The organism is Streptococcus salivarius, assembly GCF_009738225.1.
GTDB lineage: Bacteria > Bacillota > Bacilli > Lactobacillales > Streptococcaceae > Streptococcus.
Map to the genome: position 1 here is coordinate 1,491,229 of NZ_CP018187.1, position 17,498 is coordinate 1,508,726.

General features: G+C 36.9%; 14 protein-coding genes. 2 read left to right on the forward strand and 12 right to left on the reverse strand.

Going from position 1 to position 17,498, the window contains the following annotated elements:
* Window positions 1–73: 73 nt before the first annotated feature.
* On the reverse strand, window positions 74–1,699 hold the full coding sequence (locus BSR19_RS07155; protein ID WP_156246898.1) for a malolactic enzyme: 1,626 nt from the start codon (window positions 1,697–1,699) through the stop codon (window positions 74–76).
* Between the two features lie 350 nt (window positions 1,700–2,049).
* On the opposite strand from BSR19_RS07155, the gene BSR19_RS07160 reads away from it, so the two are divergent.
* Both BSR19_RS07160 and BSR19_RS07165 read left to right on the forward strand, forming a co-directional pair.
* Window positions 2,050–2,400, forward strand: coding sequence for a helix-turn-helix domain-containing protein (locus tag BSR19_RS07160; RefSeq protein ID WP_037598004.1), 351 nt, complete (start codon window positions 2,050–2,052; stop codon window positions 2,398–2,400).
* 140 nt (window positions 2,401–2,540) lie between these two features.
* Entirely contained in the window at window positions 2,541–3,416 is an 876-nt protein-coding gene (locus tag BSR19_RS07165; RefSeq protein WP_060973010.1) for a LysR family transcriptional regulator, read from the forward strand.
* 95 nt (window positions 3,417–3,511) lie between these two features.
* On the opposite strand, the gene BSR19_RS07170 is transcribed toward BSR19_RS07165, so the two are convergent.
* The 11 genes from BSR19_RS07170 to BSR19_RS07220 form a co-directional block, all read right to left on the reverse strand.
* A protein-coding gene (locus BSR19_RS07170) for an IS3 family transposase (RefSeq protein ID WP_156246899.1) occupies window positions 3,512–4,863 on the reverse strand; the annotation gives its coding sequence in 2 pieces (ribosomal slippage) (window positions 3,512–4,413 and window positions 4,413–4,863; 1,353 coding nt in all).
* Between the two features lie 77 nt (window positions 4,864–4,940).
* Entirely contained in the window at window positions 4,941–5,699 is a 759-nt protein-coding gene (locus BSR19_RS07175) for a CPBP family intramembrane glutamic endopeptidase (protein ID WP_060973011.1), read from the reverse strand.
* Window positions 5,700–5,865: 166 nt separating this feature from the next.
* Window positions 5,866–7,251: an MFS transporter gene (locus tag BSR19_RS07180; RefSeq protein ID WP_060973012.1), complete on the reverse strand. Its 1,386-nt coding sequence runs from the start codon at window positions 7,249–7,251 to the stop codon at window positions 5,866–5,868.
* A gap of 25 nt (window positions 7,252–7,276) precedes the next feature.
* Complete coding sequence (locus BSR19_RS07185) at window positions 7,277–7,687, reverse strand: MarR family winged helix-turn-helix transcriptional regulator (protein ID WP_081372580.1); 411 nt, start codon at window positions 7,685–7,687, stop codon at window positions 7,277–7,279.
* Between the two features lie 128 nt (window positions 7,688–7,815).
* Window positions 7,816–8,379, reverse strand: coding sequence for a sugar O-acetyltransferase (locus tag BSR19_RS07190; protein ID WP_060973013.1), 564 nt, complete (start codon window positions 8,377–8,379; stop codon window positions 7,816–7,818).
* 105 nt (window positions 8,380–8,484) lie between these two features.
* The gene (locus BSR19_RS07195) at window positions 8,485–9,552 is read right to left on the reverse strand and encodes a sensor histidine kinase (protein WP_060973014.1); all 1,068 of its coding nucleotides are present in this window, start codon (window positions 9,550–9,552) and stop codon (window positions 8,485–8,487) included.
* Window positions 9,537–10,211 carry a response regulator transcription factor gene (locus tag BSR19_RS07200; protein WP_048674301.1) on the reverse strand — a complete coding sequence of 225 codons (675 nt, stop codon included), beginning with the start codon at window positions 10,209–10,211 and terminating at the stop codon, window positions 9,537–9,539. The genes BSR19_RS07195 and BSR19_RS07200 overlap by 16 nt, the downstream gene beginning before the upstream one ends.
* Before the next feature lie 224 nt (window positions 10,212–10,435).
* Window positions 10,436–11,107 carry a hypothetical protein gene (locus tag BSR19_RS07205; protein ID WP_156246900.1) on the reverse strand — a complete coding sequence of 224 codons (672 nt, stop codon included), beginning with the start codon at window positions 11,105–11,107 and terminating at the stop codon, window positions 10,436–10,438.
* Window positions 11,088–11,897 (reverse strand): hypothetical protein, encoded by an 810-nt coding sequence (locus BSR19_RS07210; RefSeq protein WP_084869656.1) that lies wholly within the window; start codon window positions 11,895–11,897, stop codon window positions 11,088–11,090. Before BSR19_RS07210 ends, BSR19_RS07205 begins: the two co-directional genes overlap by 20 nt.
* Window positions 11,891–12,607, reverse strand: a complete 717-nt coding sequence (locus BSR19_RS07215) for an ABC transporter ATP-binding protein (protein WP_002891344.1) — start codon at window positions 12,605–12,607, stop codon at window positions 11,891–11,893. Before BSR19_RS07215 ends, BSR19_RS07210 begins: the two co-directional genes overlap by 7 nt.
* Window positions 12,608–12,973: 366 nt before the next feature.
* On the reverse strand, window positions 12,974–16,957 hold the full coding sequence (locus tag BSR19_RS07220; RefSeq protein WP_156246901.1) for a mucin-binding protein: 3,984 nt from the start codon (window positions 16,955–16,957) through the stop codon (window positions 12,974–12,976).
* Window positions 16,958–17,498 lie beyond the last annotated feature (541 nt).

A 17,498-nucleotide genomic window follows, 5' to 3' on the forward strand; every position in this document is an offset into this window, starting at 1 on the left:
ATCCTTTCTAAATTACTTAAGTCCACAGCCCATACAAATCTGTCGCTAGCGAAGGATAGACAGCAGCAATGAATTATTTATACTCTGGATACCACTTCAAATCACGAACTGCTTTGGCCATATCTGTTTCCTTAGCACGCGCAAGACCTTGCTCTTGTGCTTTTTTAGCGACTGCTTCTGCTACTTTAATAGAAACATCTGCTACATACTTGAATGGTGGCAAGACAGGAGCTCCTGGTTGGCCTGGATTGACAATACCACTCAATGAATGAGCCGCAGCTCCAATCATTTCATCAGTCAAAAGACTTGCTTCAGAAGCCAGCATACCTAGACCAAGACCTGGGTAAATCAAGGCATTATTGGCTTGACCAATCACATAGTCGACACCTTTATAAGAAACTGTATCAGCAGGAATTCCTGTTGCTACAAAAGCTTTGCCATCTGACCATTCAATCAAATCTTTGGCACTAGCTTCTGCTAGTTTGGTTGGATTTGACAAAGGGAAGATCATCGGACGATCTGTATTTTCACACATAGCTTCTACTATTTCTTTAGTGAAGGTATTAGGCTGAGTCGAAGTTCCTACTAGAATGGTTGGCTTCACAGTCTTCACTACTTCAAGCAGGTCAGTCAACTTGTCTGCATTACTAAAGTCAGCACGTTTCTTAGCAAACGGTTTTTGTTCAGGAGTTAGGTCATCCATGTCATCAAAGAGAAGACCTTGTTTATCAACCATAAAGAAACGTTTATAGGCTTCTTCTTCAGAAAGACCTTCACTCACCATTTCACGAAGAACACGAGAGGCAATTCCTGCACCCGCAGTACCACCACCATAGCAGAGATAAACTTGATCTGTTAATTTTTCACCACTAATATCCAGTGAACCAAAGATACCACCTAAGGTAACGATTCCTGTACCTTGAATATCATCATTAAAAGTTGGAATTTGTTTCCGGTATTTTTCAAGAATATTGGCAGCATTCAAGCGGCCGAAGTCTTCCCAGTGAAGGTAGAGTTTAGGAAAGAGACGTTCTGCTGTTTGAACAAATTGGTCAATGAAGTCGTAGTAACGATCTCCGCGAACCCGTTCGTGACGATTACCTAAGTAATTAGGATTGTTACGAAGTTCTTCACGGTTAGTCCCTGCATCAATAACTAAAGGAAGGACCATAGAAGGATCGATTCCAGCAGCACCCGTATAGACCATCAATTTCCCAACAGAAATATCGACACCATTTGTTCCCCAGTCACCGATTCCAAGGATTCCTTCTGCATCTGTTACAACAATGAGGCGAATCTCGCGATCCCCGGCAGCATTTTTCAAAGTGGCTTCAATATTTTCAGGATGATTGATATCAAGATATCCCGCATATTGTGGATCTACAAAGAGGTCACTATAGCCTTCAATGGTATCTGCAATGGTTGGATCGTATACAATTGGATTAAATTCCTCCAAATGTTGAGAAAAGAGGTAATAGAAAAGAGTTCGGTTGGTATTAAAAATTTCCATTAGGAAAAGACGTTTTTCCAAATCATTGGCTTTTGTTTGCATTTGTGCATAAGTTTGCGCCGCTTGTTCTTCAATCGTTTGAACATACGGTGGCAGTAAACCAATAAGGCCTAGTTCCTTTCGCTCCTCTAAGGTAAAGGCAGTACCTTTATTGAGGAAAGGGTTGTTTAAAATATCATGTGCAGTCATAATGCAACCTCCTTTTTACTTATATTATACTACTTAAAATAGTCGTTTTAAAGAACAATGTGCTTTATAGTGTCCACTCATTTCTTTTATGTTATAATGGGCAAAAAGAATTATGACAGAATCAACTATACAACCAGTTATCATCTTTCCTCCAGATACAAATGGACAACCACTTTATCTGTGCCTAACCCTATAACACATTTGTTTTACAGGCTGTATAGTAGCAACAATTGTGATGGTACTAATAGAGACTAGCATATTGAACTAATAAACAACAATATGGATTTTATAGTATACTTTGTATTGTTTAAAAAGTTATTTTTGTCATTTAAAACTTGTATTCTGTTTATATGACAACTAATAATTATCTACAAAAATATATTTCACAAAAAGTGAAATATTTTCGTAAACAAAACAAAATGAGCCAGGAGGAACTTTCGGAACAGGCAGGACTCGGACTCAAGTATATCAATCAATTAGAAAACCAAAATGTGAATCTGACCATTCACAGTCTAGAAAAAGTGATTGTCGCCTTAAACTTGACACCAGAGGACTTTTTCAATTTCAATAGCCTCGAGCCCACCACTGACCAAACCGATAATCTCTCATTGAAAAGAGTTAACATGAAGCTGAAACAAGTTCCTGTTGATAAAAGGGAGAAAATCCTAGCTATTTTTGAAGATATTCTTGATAACCTATAATCATCTCCTGACTCATCATCATATTCTAACCTAATAAAAAAGTTATAGTCAAACACATCACTACGGATAATATTTACTTATCATCTCATCTAGCCTTGTCTATGTAACTCTTTTTAACAATTTTTTGAAAGTGTGATTTTATGAATCTTAAAGACTTATACTATTTTTATGACCTAAGCAACTTGCAATCTTTCACTGAAGTAGCTCGAAAAAACGGGGTGAGTCAACCATCTATTTCTTATGCCATTAAACGTTTAGAAAAGGAGTTTCATTGCCAATTACTTGTGCATGATCCTTCTCATAGGACATTTAAGCTAACTCCACAAGGTGATATATTGTTACGACATGTAAAGAAAGCTCTTCCAGAAATACAAGGTGCCCAAAAAGAAATACTTCGAAGCATTTCTCCCTATGATACAATTGGGTTTCCGCCTCTTATTATTGACTATCTTGTTCGTAAAGAGCCTGCTTTTATTGAAAATGTCTCAGCACTTCGAAACATTCACCCTATACAAGAAGGTTCTATTGAACTTCTAGACCTCTTGTCTAAGGGAGAACTAGATGCCAGTTTTATTGGAAGCTTAGAACCGATTATCGATAAACGATTTTCAGTTAAAACTCTTATGACAAGTGATCTTTATTATATTCTACCTTCAGGCCACTCATTGGCAGATAAGGAAGCTATCGCTTTCTCTGATGTTCTAAATGAAAATTTTATTATTTTAGACGAACATTTTGTTCATCTAAAAGCTTTTCAACATTTGAATAATCAATATCATCATGCTGCAACACCATTCTTTCAAACAGATGATATTAATTTGCTTAAGCAACTCCTTCGTAAAAAAATTGGTATCAGTCTTCTTTCTGAAATCGCTATAACAAAGGAAGACAAAGATTTAATTTCTATCCCAATGGTTAAAGAGGAACGCATGTCGCTTTATGTTTCACTACTTACACTTAAGGAAACTAATCTTCATCCTGAGGTAGAAAACTTCTTCCAAGAACTATTAAATTAAAAGCGATAATACTAAGCTAATTAAGATACATCTAACAATAAAAGGAAACTCCCCTCGTACTTAATGTACTGACCCCAAAAAGTTAGACAAATAATTTAAGCAAAGGATTTAGTTCTGTATTGCACAGGACTAAGTCCTTTTAGTTTTATCTTAATGCGTTTGTTATTGTAATAATTAATATAGTCTACAATAGCTTGTTCCAAATGCTCAATTGACTTAAACGTCTTCTCATAACCATAAAACATCTCAGACTTAAGAATGCTAAAGAAGGATTCCATCATGCCGTTGTCTGGACTATTGCCTTTACGTGACATGGAGGCTTGGATTCCTTTCTCCTCTAAAAAATGATGATAGAAATCATGTTGATATTGCCATCCCTGATCACTGTGTAGAATAGTTTTCTCATAGCACTTCTCTGTGAAGGCTTGTTCCAACATCATTTTTACTTGTGCTAAGTTGGGCGAAGTAGAAAGATTGTAGGCGATAATTTCGCTGTTAAAACCATCTAAAACTGGTGATAAATAGAGTTTTTGGCTGCTTGCTGGAATGGCAAACTCTGTCACATCTGTGTAGCACTTTTCCATTGGTTTTAATGCTTCAAACTGGCGTTGAATGAGATTCTCTGCTTTCTTACCAACCTCTCCTTGATATGAAGAATACTTACGTTTACGACGAATTCGAGCACTTAAACCAAGAACCTTCATCAGACGTTGCACTTTCTTATGATTTACCATGAAGCCACGATTTCTCAATTCAAGAGTCATTCGACGATAGCCGTAATTTCCTTTATGCTCACAATAAATTGATTGAATTTCAGCTTTAAGCACTTTATCTTTGTCAAATCCATCTAGTTGTTTCAACTGATAGTAGTAAGTTGAGCGAGCTAAACCAGCCGTTTCAAGAAGTAAATCTAGTCGAAATCCTCCTGTGACCATTTCTCTAATTGTCTCTGCCTTTCTCGCTGTAAGGCTTCGTCCCTGTCTTCTAGTTCTTTTAACTTTTTTAGGTAAGCCACCTCGGTACGTAAGCGTTCATTCTCCTCTTGGAGTCGTTCTAGTTCTGTCATTTCTTCCCAAGTTTTCTTACGTTTACGTCCCATTTTAGGTACTCTCTCTCTTGTTTTTTCAACAATAGTATACCCATTTTTCTTGTATTGTGCTATCCAATTTTTCAACAGAGAAGGATTGGGTAGAGCATAATCTAAAGATACACTTTTTCGTGAACGACCTTCAAGCAACACTTTATTAATTATTTCTTCCTTTAATTCGGGAGAATAGTAACGATTCTTCCCTTTTTTGACGATTTCTATTCCGTAACGTTCAATCAACCTCACCATATATTTTAGTCCAGAAACATCCACACCAAATCTTTTGGAAAGCTCTTTGAAGCTTCTCCCTTGTTTTCTCAGTTCATATATCTGAATCTTGTCCTCATAAGTTAATTTCATAATAAAAACACCTCAAAAATTAGATTTTTTCTGTCTAACTTTTGGGGTGCAGTTCATAAACGAAGGGAGTTGTTTTACTAATAATTCCAGTTTACCAAGAGATAAATGAGACTCGAGCCAAACATATCCGCCAAGGCATGCATGAGGAAGAATGGAAGCAAGTTTTTGACCTTGTATTTATAAAGGAAATAATAAAGTAGACCAAAGACCACACCGATAACCAGAGCCCATAGCATGCCCTGATAGGTATGGAAGGACACACGGACAATGGTTGAAAAGAGCAAGACCCACCATTTATACTTGTCCTTTACTGAGGTCAAGAGCCCTAAGAAGAAAAATTCCTCGTAGAAACCATTAAGCAGTCCGTAAGCAATGGCCATAGGTGACAAAGCCATAAACTTATCAATAACAGCCATAGGATTAATATAGGCTAAAACTTGAGGACTAAAATAATTATACTGTCCTGACAAGGTGCTAACCATATCGGCAAATAGACCTGAGATAGCGAAAATAAAGGGTACCCAAAAGAGAACAGACCACTTTAGGCGTATAGGTAATTGTTTAAAGTCAAAATGACGTATCCAGAGATATATAATCGCTAAGGTTAGGAGAATAATCTGCAAGGTGAAATTACTTGAATAGCCTGCTCCTTCACTGGCTGTATTTGTTGAAGTCTCACTGATTGCTGTGGAAACGCTTGGAGCCAAACTTGCCAAATATATTTGTGTTGAACGGACAATAAACTGTCCAAACATAATGAGCGTAACAATACCGATATCAAACCACCTCAGATTCTTTAGTGGTTGTTCGGGACGAATTTTCTTGAGTAAAGACATTGGTCTTTCCTTTCTTCTATCCTCTTGATCGAAGACTGGTTTATTCTTTAAGTTTATTATAAGTCATAAACCTTAACATAATACTAAAATTTGCAATAAGATTAGTATTTCATTTAAGGAAAGAAAAAGCAAGGGAAAGCATGTTTCCTTTGCTTCAAACTTGTTATTAATCATTCTTTTTAACAACACTAACTAAGACAAGGAGTTGGAAAATAGCCAAAACAAATAGGACCACAAAGCCATTTCGACTACCTTGAGCCGTTGCTCGTGCAAAGTCAATCTTGTGGTTAGCTTGACTCATAGCAACAATTAGAGATGCTAGTATTGTTCCCACTGCTCCTGCAAATTGTTGGAGCGTGTTAAAGATGGCATTAGCGTCGGCTCGTTGATCAAGCGACAGTTGTTTCTGTCCATTGGTCATGACATTACCAAAGGCAACCCCAAGTCCCGTCATGAAAATCATGTAAAAGGCGAGAATCAAAGTATTTGAAAGGGAGAGGCCAAACAAGCTAAATAGCAACTGAGCAAGAACAATAAGGCTTGCTCCAATCAGAATTGGTTTACGAGCTCCCATCTTATCTAAAATGATACCCGAAAACGGAGCAAATCCTGCACCAATGATAGCTCCTGGGAGGAGCATCAAGGCTGCAAGAGTGGTATTAGAGTGGTTAACCAACTGCACATAGTTTGGCAAGAGGAAACTCATCGCAAGGGAACCCAATTGGAAAGAAAAGAAAGCGATGATATGACCTGTCAGTTTACGATTTTTCAAAATAGAGAGGTTGATGATGGGATTTTCTAATGTTGTAGAACGCCAAATCAAAATGGCAAGACCTAAGATTCCAATCAAAAGCCAACCTAAGACTGAGAAGCTGAAGAAGGCATGTTCAGCAACCCCATGAAGACCTAAAATCAGGCCCAAGAAAAGAAAGATGGTAGCCACTAGACTGAGGATATCTAAAGATTCACGTTTAACCTCACTCTTTTGCTCAATCGAGCGAAGCCCTGCAATCAGTGAAGCCAAGAGAATAGGAAACTGAATGAGGAAGATAGAACGCCAACCAAAATGCGCTGTCAAAAGTCCACCAACAGTTGGTCCAATCGCCGGTGCAACTGCTGTAATCAGTGTCCCAACTCCCATCATGAGACCAATCTTACGACTTGGCACCTGCTCCAAAATGATGTTAAACATGAGAGGTAGAGCAAAACCAACACCCATCCCTTGAACCAATCGTCCCAAAACAACAAAGCTAAAACTAGGCGCTATAAAGTCAATGAGAACACCTAAAATAGACAAAAGGTTTGCGACCAGAAAGATGGTTTTCATCTTAAACGAGCGCTTGAGATAGGCAGATAAGGGCACCACGCAAGCAACGACTAATAGGTAGATGGTTGTAACCCACTGTACTGTTGACGTATTAACCGAAAATGCCTTCATCAATACAGGAAAGGTGATATTCATAGCTGTTTCACCAGCCACTCCACAAAAAGAAAGGATTCCTGTCGCAAAGATGACACACAGGATCTTGGTGGAGATTTTTTCTTCTGACATGAGTATTTGTTCCTCCTAGATAAACTTAAAGATTACGATAGTGTTGTAATATTTTGAGAAAGATTTCTCTCTCTTTAGCTGAAAATTGCTGGGCAAACTCTTCCTCTTCTTTACGAAGATAGGATTGACAGGCAGACGCGATTTTTACCGCCTTATCCGTTAAAACAACCGCTTTTTGCCTAGCGTCTTTCGCTGAGATATGTCGTTCGATAAGGCCTTTTTTCTCCATCCGCTGTAAGAGAACTGTCGTTGTCGAACGCTGAATCTCAAATTCGTGCTCAATGTCACGTTGAAATACCTCATGATTAGCATGATTGGTTATAAAATCGATAATGGCCATCTGATTTCCAGTCAAATCATATTGCCTAGCAAACTGATCAAAGTGGCGCATCATATTGTTATTGGCTTGCTTCAACAAGCGTCCAAAATGGTCCAAAACATGACTCCTTAACTATATTGTTAGCTAACTAGCGATTAACAGTGTAGTAGAATTATTAACTCAAGTCAATAGATTCTTTCAAAAAATAGAAAAACTCAAGAACTTAAATCCTTGAGTTGCTTCATTTAGTCTTTCTTTACAGGAATTTCCTTAATCACACGCGCAGGGTTTCCACCTAGAACCACGTTGTCTCCAAAGGACTTAGTCACAACAGCGCCTGCCCCAGCCACTACATTATCCCCTAGGGTAACGCCAGGAAGGATGGTCACGCCTCCACCAGCCCAGAAGTTATCACCGATAGTAATTGGAGCCCCATATTCAAGGCCTGAATTACGCTCGGTTGGATCAAGAGGATGTAAGGGCGTCAAAAACTGACAATTAGGGCCAATCATGGCATTGTCACCAATCCTGATAGGACAGACGTCTAGCATAGTCAAGTTCCAGTTAGAATAAAAATTTTCACCGATATGGATATTAACACCGTAATCCGTAACGAACTGAGGATTCATGGCAAGATTTTCACCAGTCGAACCAAACCAAGATTTGACAATTTCAGCTCTCTTGAGACGGTCAGGTTCCGCATTAAAGGCCATTTGGTTTTCTCTCGATTTAGCTGCTAGAGCACGTAGCTCAGGATCACTCGGTTTATAAAAGTCACCTGCAATCATTTTTTCATATTCTGTCGGCATGGTATACTCCTTTTATGGTTGTTTTCCTATATTGTAGTATAGAAGTGATGTTACCACAAGCGAACAGATATAAACTAGATAAATATCTCAACTTAAAAAATATTACTAAATATAGATTGTAACCATAGCTCCATTATTTTCATTAGAAAGTTTCAGTTCCCAATCATGAAGTTCTACGACTCTTTTTACAAAAGATAACCCTATTCCAAAATGGTGATTTTGAGAGTCGTTTCCTGACTGATTATCTTGGTAAAAGAGCGATCCTACATTATCAATCATATTAGCTGAGAACCTTGAGCCATCATTCCAAACCGATAAAACAATCTTATTTTGCTCAGATGATAATTTTATAACTATCTTTGGCATCATTGATTGACTATAGGACATTGCATTATTCACTAGATTAGTAATTGCTCTTAAGAATAATACTAAGTCAATATGAATAGTAGTATCAGATGGGGTTTCATTCAATACATTTAAAACACAAGTCCCAGTTGTCAGAGGAGTTAATTCTCTAATCAAACATGACGCAAGCTGCTCCGAAGTAATATGCTCTTTATTGATATTATCTTTATAAAATGTTTTTGAATATTGAATAAATTGATTAAAATAATTATCTAGTTGTTGACTTGAAGATTCGATATCTAATAAGCATTGAGTTAACTCAGGAGACAAATCAAATGTTTGAAGATACTCAGCATTACCTGAAATTATTGTTAGAGGTGTCTTTAAATCATGTGCTGCGGAAGACACTCTGAACATTAGCTCTTGCTTTTGTTTTTTCTCTTTTTCAAGCATCTTTTGAATTTTATCCTGCATCTTCATAATATGTTCTTTTGTCTCAATAAATTCAAATAACCTTAGTGGCTTAGAGTATTTGTTATTGTCTGAATATAAGCTTTGTTCATATACTGTCTTCATCTCTCTCTGAATTTCATATAGAAGTTTTTGTACATTTCTTACAATTATAACAACTAAAATGACACAAAGATAAATCCACGAGCTAACACTAAAAAACATAGTAAAGCTATTCACATTGTTAGCATTAATTCCTTCAACCGCTGTAAATAGGGCAGGAATAATGTAAAAAAAACAAATGCATAACAAAAATTGAAAAATAATTTTCAAATAAGTTGCTCTTATCAACTGCTTTAATGTTATTGATTTTGCCATTTATATCCCCCACCCCAAAGAGTTTTAATTGGATCAATACCATAAGGTTTCAATTTTTGTCGAATCTGATAGATATACTCTGTAATACTTCGGTACTGAACTTCTGAACTTTGAGGGTACAAATATTCATAAAGCTCCTCTACACTAAAGATTTTAGTTTGATAGGTAAACAACAAATATAATAAATTAAATTCCCTTCTCGAAAGAGAAATACTATTACCGTCTACTATTAATTCCTTTCCTACCCTATCAAATTGAAGTAAACCACTAGTCTCAGTATCTCCGACAGAAAGTAGCCTTTTATCTCTTCTAATATGCATTTTGACTCTTGCAACCAACTCCTTCATACCGAATGGTTTGGTAATAAAATCATCTGCACCTATTCCAATAGCTTCAACAATATCTTCTTCAAGGTTTTTAGCAGTTATAAAAATTATGGGTGTTTGAATCTGACTTCTGATACTACTACAAATATCAATACCACTCACTGGCATCATTATATCCAGTAAAATCAAATCAAATCCTATGAAGTCACATAGGTTAATATCTTTAACAGAATTTCTAGTTTCAACTACATAGGAGTTTTTCTCCAGAATATTCTTAATCAATCTTAAAATTTTTAAATCATCGTCAATAACTAGAATTTTAGACTTTACCATTTTTTTCCTCGTACGTTTTGAATATATTGTAACATAATTAAAAATCGAAAATACATTTCAAAATTAGCATATAATTGATAGTTCAATAAATTGACTTTCTACCAAATCTCAATAATGCTCATTTTTAAGTAACAGAATATGTGCTCCAAAGTCTTGTATCTATTTTTCAGTCAATCTATCTAAATTCGATGTTGTCTCATCTAAAAAAACAATCTTTATTTGACTTACTTTAAAAATTCCTTTCTAATAAGGCAATAACTCGTAAAGAATAATCCAAAAAGCCAAATTATAAATACAATAAAACGCATTATAAAATAGTTTGTATGTATTAGCTGAAAAACTAAATCATATATTATTACACTTGAAGCTATTGGTAAAACCCTATCTATAAAAGGCAACACGAGTATAGGAAATAATAGCAAAATTGCAAGTGCAATCATTGAATTACCGCATAAAAAGGAAAAAGAGTAACCCGCTAAAAAGTATACAACTGAACCAAACAAGTAATAATAAAAATTTACTTCACTATGAATACCCTGACTAAACATCATTACTATTAAACCTGCTAATACTGACTGTGTTAAACATTCTAGTAGATCTATTAATAATATGTATAATGCTGCCTTCACCCTACTTCCGTTGTTCAGGTAAACTTGCTTATAACTTTGTGTCCTCAATTCTACACTTGCATTTAAAACTCCATTCCCTAAAAAAGAGAAAGATATTATAGTTAATAAAACAGAACTGTTAAAAGTGATAGAATCTTCATTAACTTCGAATTTTAGATATCTTAATAAACTTATTATAATAACAAATACTAACTGAAATAATAAATAAACCTGTATAGGTAATAAACTATATTTTTTATATAATAAGCTATGCAATTGGCTTTTCATTCTTCTTCCCCCATTTTATTTTTTCTAAATAAAATAAACAAATCGTAGTAAGGAAAGTTTCAAATAATAGAAGAATCGCTCCATATAATTGAGTTGTCTGACCGGCTTCGACCCTACCAAAAGCAAAAGACTTAGCTCCAATTAAAGGTAATAAATTATCTAAAATAGGAGAAATTGCCTTAAGTATGCCTGATAAAGAAAAAACTAACAATAAAACTATCACAATCAAAGAAGGAATTGATCTTTTTGTTATTTTTACAAGTAATAGAGAGAGTAAATTAAGTGTAATTGTAAAAGCTCCTATTCTAGTGAAAACATCAAGCATTAAGCCTATAGACAGAATACTTTGTAACTTACTAACTAACATGAATTTTAGAAGTAATGCATTTAATAAAAACAACGTAAAGGTCGTCATTATTGAAATAACAATTATACTAAATATCTGTGAAAACAACCTTATTTTCCAGTTAGCACAAATTAGTGATGAAAACTCATCCTCACCAAATTGATAATCAGTTGCTAGAATTAATGCTGACAATATAGGCAAAAATAACACGGTTGCTTGATAAGGAGATGATAAAATAGCATCTCTCACCGTTCTATAAGGAGTCTCAATTACATTTTGATCAATATTTACTGAGTTGGCAGCACCAGTGTGTAGTGCATTAATGACTTGAATGTTTTGATAGGTAAAAAACAAACTAACTACAACTAAGATAAAAAATCCCATTTTAAATAAAGTTAGATGACTATATTTATATAAATACCCCTTAATAACTTGACTTAACATTTTATACTACTCCTTTCATGTACAGAGCTAAAATAGGCGTTTTCAAAACTATCATATTGCTTCAATACTTGCTCACGCTTGTCGTTTAGAACAACATGACCATTTGAAATACCTACAACTCTATCTACGGTTAATTCAAGTTCGCTCATATAATGGCTAGTTAATAGTACTGTTTTTCCTTGTTTCACAAAATCTTTGAGAAACTCTCTTAACCAACGGATTCCCTCTGGGTCCAACCCATTAATAGGTTCGTCTAAAATCAAAATATCTGGGTCTGCAAGTATTGCTGTTGCCAAGCCTAATCTTTGCTTCATTCCTAAAGAATAATCTTTGATTTTCTTCTTACCAACATTTTTTAATCCAACAATTTCTAAACATTCAGTACAACGTTGCTTACTTAGTCCACAAGAAAGTGCAATCCATCTTAATTGCTCATAACCAGTTCTACTTGGATAAGGTTGATAACTATCTAAAAAAGTTCCTACTATTGAGATTGGCTCAGCTCCTAACTCACTATATGTTGTTCCTAAAATAGTTGCCTTTCCACTATCAGCTGACTCCAACCCTAATAGTATTTTTATTAGGGTTGATTTCCCAGAACCATTAGGTCCAATCAAACCAGTAATTTCACCTTTATTAGCTTGAAAAGTTATATTTGATAATACAACTTTGTCATCGTATGTTTTATTTAAATTAGTAATATTAATCATTTTGTTTTCCTTTGACGAATAGAACCTTTTGAAATTTCATAAATTAATGCTTTCACCAATAGGATTATTATCAAACTCCACCCATGCATATGCATTATAAGGGGAAGTTTTAAAGTCTGAAACCCAATCTGGAGAATATCTTGTTATAGTGAAGGTACCTTTCACTATAATTGTAGTTTATCAATATCTTTTCGGAAAAAAATCAGAGTTAATAGTTTTACATATTTTTAATAAAAAAATGTTCTGAGATAGTCTTTAAACATCTTATTTTAGATAAGAAACAATCCACAAAAAAATCCCAAGTGCTCTATGCAACTTGAGATTTTCTTTCTGTCTGGGCATGCCTGAGTCATTCAGGTCTTTTGATTATTTTTCTTTTTGATCTTTGTGATCTTTTTTATTTTTCTTCTTACGTCCGTTGCGGCCAAGTCCTAGACCTGTTACCGATACGGTGAAGCCTGCGATATTGATGGTTTCTTCAATCTTACCTTTGCTTGCTTCTTCCTCATTTGAGAGATTAATTGGCATCTTGTGTTTAGAGCCTTTACCCTCAGCTTGACCAGAAACAGGTGCTTCAAAGTCGTCGTCTGGTCCATAAGTGACTGGTCCCTCATGAGATTCCATTTGTTCTTCGACTTGGTCGAGAACTTCTAGGTCTTGAACCTCTTCAACAACGATATCGTCTGCCTTGTTTTCTTTAGGTTTACCATTGATATCGCCTGTAAGCGGGATATAAACAACGGTTTCTTCAAGGTTACGTTGACCAACGGTCTTACCTTCAACCTTATCCTTATCAGCGCTGTAGCCTTCTACTTCTGGTGTGATGACTGTTTCAAACTGACCTTTATTTGAAGTCCAGTAGCTTGAACCAAGCTCTTCACCAGTAACCTTATCTATAGTCAAGCTACGAGTCCATTGAGCGGTTTGGATGTTATTAGCAGGAAGTTCTGCTTGTCCATCGCTAGATGTGTAGAGAACTGTGAAGGTTACATCTTTGATATAGCTTTCACGTTCTGGCCATTTAGCACCATCAGGATTTGCTGGGTTGATTGGTGTACCAGCTTCTTGGATGTTATCTGGACCTACTTGAACAGTACCATGACGAAGGGTAACCATGAAGTTTTGGTCAACATGTGAATCACCATCAAAGATAACACCGTTTGTGAAGCCATCTGCAAGGAGGGTATAACCACGATCACTGTAGTACTTGATGCGCTCGATTGTTGAGTATTCAATCACTTCGCCTGACTTACCAAGCAAGTCGACCACTTCAAGTTTCTTACGAGTTGTACCGTCAACATAAGTAACTGTAGCTTTCTGAGCATCCTTAAGGTAAGTTACTACTTCCATGATTTCAGGTGTTTCTACAGAAACATCAGTCATTTCAGCTACTTCCATACGGTCTGGTGTAAATCCAACAACCTCTGGAGAAGGAACAGCTGAGAAGCCAGCTTGAGTACTTGACCATGCTTCATAATTGATAGCGCCTGTAACAAGGTTAACGTTAGTCAAACGTTTGAAATCAAGAACTTCAACGTAGTCGTCGCTAGCCAAGCCGCCCTCTTCGAAGACATACTGGATTGTACGTATCACATCGGCACGGTTTTCAAGCATCTCTACGCTATTTGGCCAAACTGGACTATTAACATCGTTTGGATCTACGACTTCACCTGCAACTGGTGCTGGCATATCTGGGTCAATAAGAACCAAACGTTCACGAAGAACAACTTCGAAGACTTGATCAAAGTCAGAATCACCATTGTAAGTGTGGTCAAAGGCTGCCGCATAACCATCGTTGACGAGCTCGTAACCTTGTTTGAGCAAGTTTGCGATTTGTTCATCAGTAGAGTAGTCAATCTTCTCACCTGAGCTTCCGATGACAACATCACGAGTCAATTCGGACTTATCAAGCTCATTCATGTAAAGGATAATAGCTTTTTGCTCATCCTTAGCATAAACCACGTTGGTATCTTGACCTGGGTGTTCTGGAATAATAAAGGCCTTTTCAGAAATGTAACCAAGAACATCTGGAACGACTGTTTCCATAGCCATGGTTGGATCTTCAGGATCGTTGTTGTAGCTTGGAGTAGGTGCATTTTCGATTGGTGTACCATACTCATCTACTGGAATAATCTTACCAAGCTCTGTGTAAGTAACTGTATCTTCCACTTCTGGAAGGTCAGGGCGAACTTCAAGTCCACCAGCTTGACGTTTATCCGCATAGAAGCCATCTACAACTGGAACTTCTACAACATCGTAAGTGAAGCTGTCTTGATCCCAAGTGCTTGTTTGTTCCACTTGGTTAAATTTACCGTGGAAGCTGAAGCTATCTTGAATGTTGATAACTGGATCTTTGTAGCCTGCACCTTGGAAGGTAACCGTTTGTTTCGTATCTTGCGTGATATCATCCAAGATTGGCTCGTAAACCAAGGTTTGGTCCATGCTGAGGTCAATTGGCAATACCAATTCACTTTCAGCTTGGTAGCCAGCAACTTGTGGTGCTGGTGTCTCAATAACTTGCGTAGCATCTTGAGGATCATTAGCATAATGAACTGGCTCTGCATCCGCGATTGGATTACCAAAGCTATCAACAGGGATAATCTTACCGAGTTCTTTATAGGCAACACTGTCTGTTGCTTCTGGTTTATCAGGTGTAACAACCTGCATACCAGCAACTGCCTTGTCCGCAAAGTAACCTTCGATAACTGGAACATTGACTTTAGCGAAAGTATAGCTGTCTTGATCCCAAGTGTAAGTATCTTCTGCTTGGTTGTACTTACCAGTGAAGCTGAAGTCAGACTGAATATTAACAGACGGTGTTGCTTCGCCAGCTCCTTTGAAGAAGACAGTTTGCAAGGTTGGTTGCGTGACATCCTCTAGAATTGGAGCATATTCGACAAGAATATCGTCTGTCAAGCTCTCAGGCATGACACTTTGTTGCATTGGACGGTAACCCGGAATGTGTGGAACAAGTGTCTCACTAACCTTAGTTGGGTTATTGGCATCATTGTTAAAGGTTGGCGTTGGAACGTTTGGAATCAAGCGTCCATTCGCATCAATAGGAATGATCTTACCAAGTGGAACGTAGGTAACGGTTTCTTCTATATTATCTTCAGTAACATCTCTACCCTTAACTTCTACTCTATCCGCAAAATAGCCTAAAACAACTGGTGCATAGATATCATAATATTTGGTTTTGTTTGGAGACCACTCTGTCTCATCAACAAGCTCACCTGTAACCTTGTCGAAGGTAAGAGTACGCACCCAATAAGCCTTTTGCACATCAGCATTTGGCAAATCCGCATTGCCATCTGTACTTCTGTAAAAGACTGTGAAGCTTACTTCTTTTTCGTAAGCATACTTAGATGGCCATTTAGGTCCATCTGGATTATTAGGATTGATTGGAGTATCTGGGACTTGTTCATTTTCAGGTCCCACCTTAGCAACATCGTGTTGCAAGAGGACAAACCACTCTTGATCATCAATATCCTTATCATCAAAAATGGCATCTTTAGGGAATTCGTCCTGAATCAAGTCATATCCCATGTCCTTGAAAGTCTTGATACGTGTTGCTGTCCCGTATTCAATCGCTTCACCCAATTCACCGGTCAACTGGTCACTAACCAAGTAAGCACCGGTAGTTTCATCAATATAAGTGATGCTGGCTTTCTTGAAAATTTTACGATACACAACCGGAGTGTCCGCTCCTGGTTTGTTCGGTACTACACTTTTAATATCTGTCATATAATCTTGAACAGCTGGTGTTGCTGTCTCACCCGCCTTTCGTGGATCTTTTTTGTTATTGTTATACTGCTTAGTCAAAGCACCTGGAATATATTCCCCATCTTCTGTCACAGGGATAATGCGTCCCAATTTCCTATAGGTCACATGTTCCGTTACCGTTGGCACATAGGGCGTGACAACGTTAAAACCCGCTTCCTTTTGGTCAGCGAAATAGCCCTGGACAACTGGTACCGATATCTTAGGATAGGTATAACTGTCCTTGTCCCATTCGATTAAACCAGTCTTCCTATCCCTAGTCCCTGTGAAGACATGGTTTTCCATGACTTCAGGATCTGGAGTTTGCGAATCCGCTCCTTGAAAAATAATCTCTTGCTTAGATGGAATCCTCACGGTTTCCGATTGAGCATGATTATCAAAGAGAACTTCGTCAGCTCTGGCAAAATCTAATGGAGAGGGGGCACCGTGGTCAGAGCGACTTTTTGGGTTAGTCAATAATTTAGAAAGATCTATAGTATCAACTAAATCAGAGTGCGCTGATTTATGTGCAATATGCTCTTCGGCAGTTCTTGCTGCTGCTTCAGTCGCATCTTCCCTATAGGCTCTCAAAAATACTCCCCCTTTCTTCTTTTTATGAGAAATAAAATCCTTTACTTGCTAAGTTCTCATGGAAATCTTTTCTATTAAGATTTCATTTTCCCTCAGAGAAGCTAACAAGTTCTTATCAAAGATTAAAATTTTTGATATCTCTTATATATACTATAATACGAGAATCGAATTTTTACAAGTAAGGTGTAAGAACTTTAATCATTTTAACCCCTAAGTGAAAAAATAGCGCTTTAATGTGCAATATCTATCAAGTAGTTTACGAAAGTGACATCAAAATGAGATTACCCCTATAACTTAAATGATGAGTCTTTAATGGTGTTTTCTCTCCCTAGAGACACTCTTACAAGAAATACACTTAAAACGATTACAACTACTTCTCATCTTTGGAAGGCTAGAGCCTTACCTTAGTTGTAAGGGAACAACCTAAGAGAATGACACAGACAAGGTCCGTGCCTAGTCCTCGACTATGGAATGCCAATAAATAACTGGCATTACTCCTAGTATAGATTGACTTTGACGCTTCGTCAATAGATTGGAACCA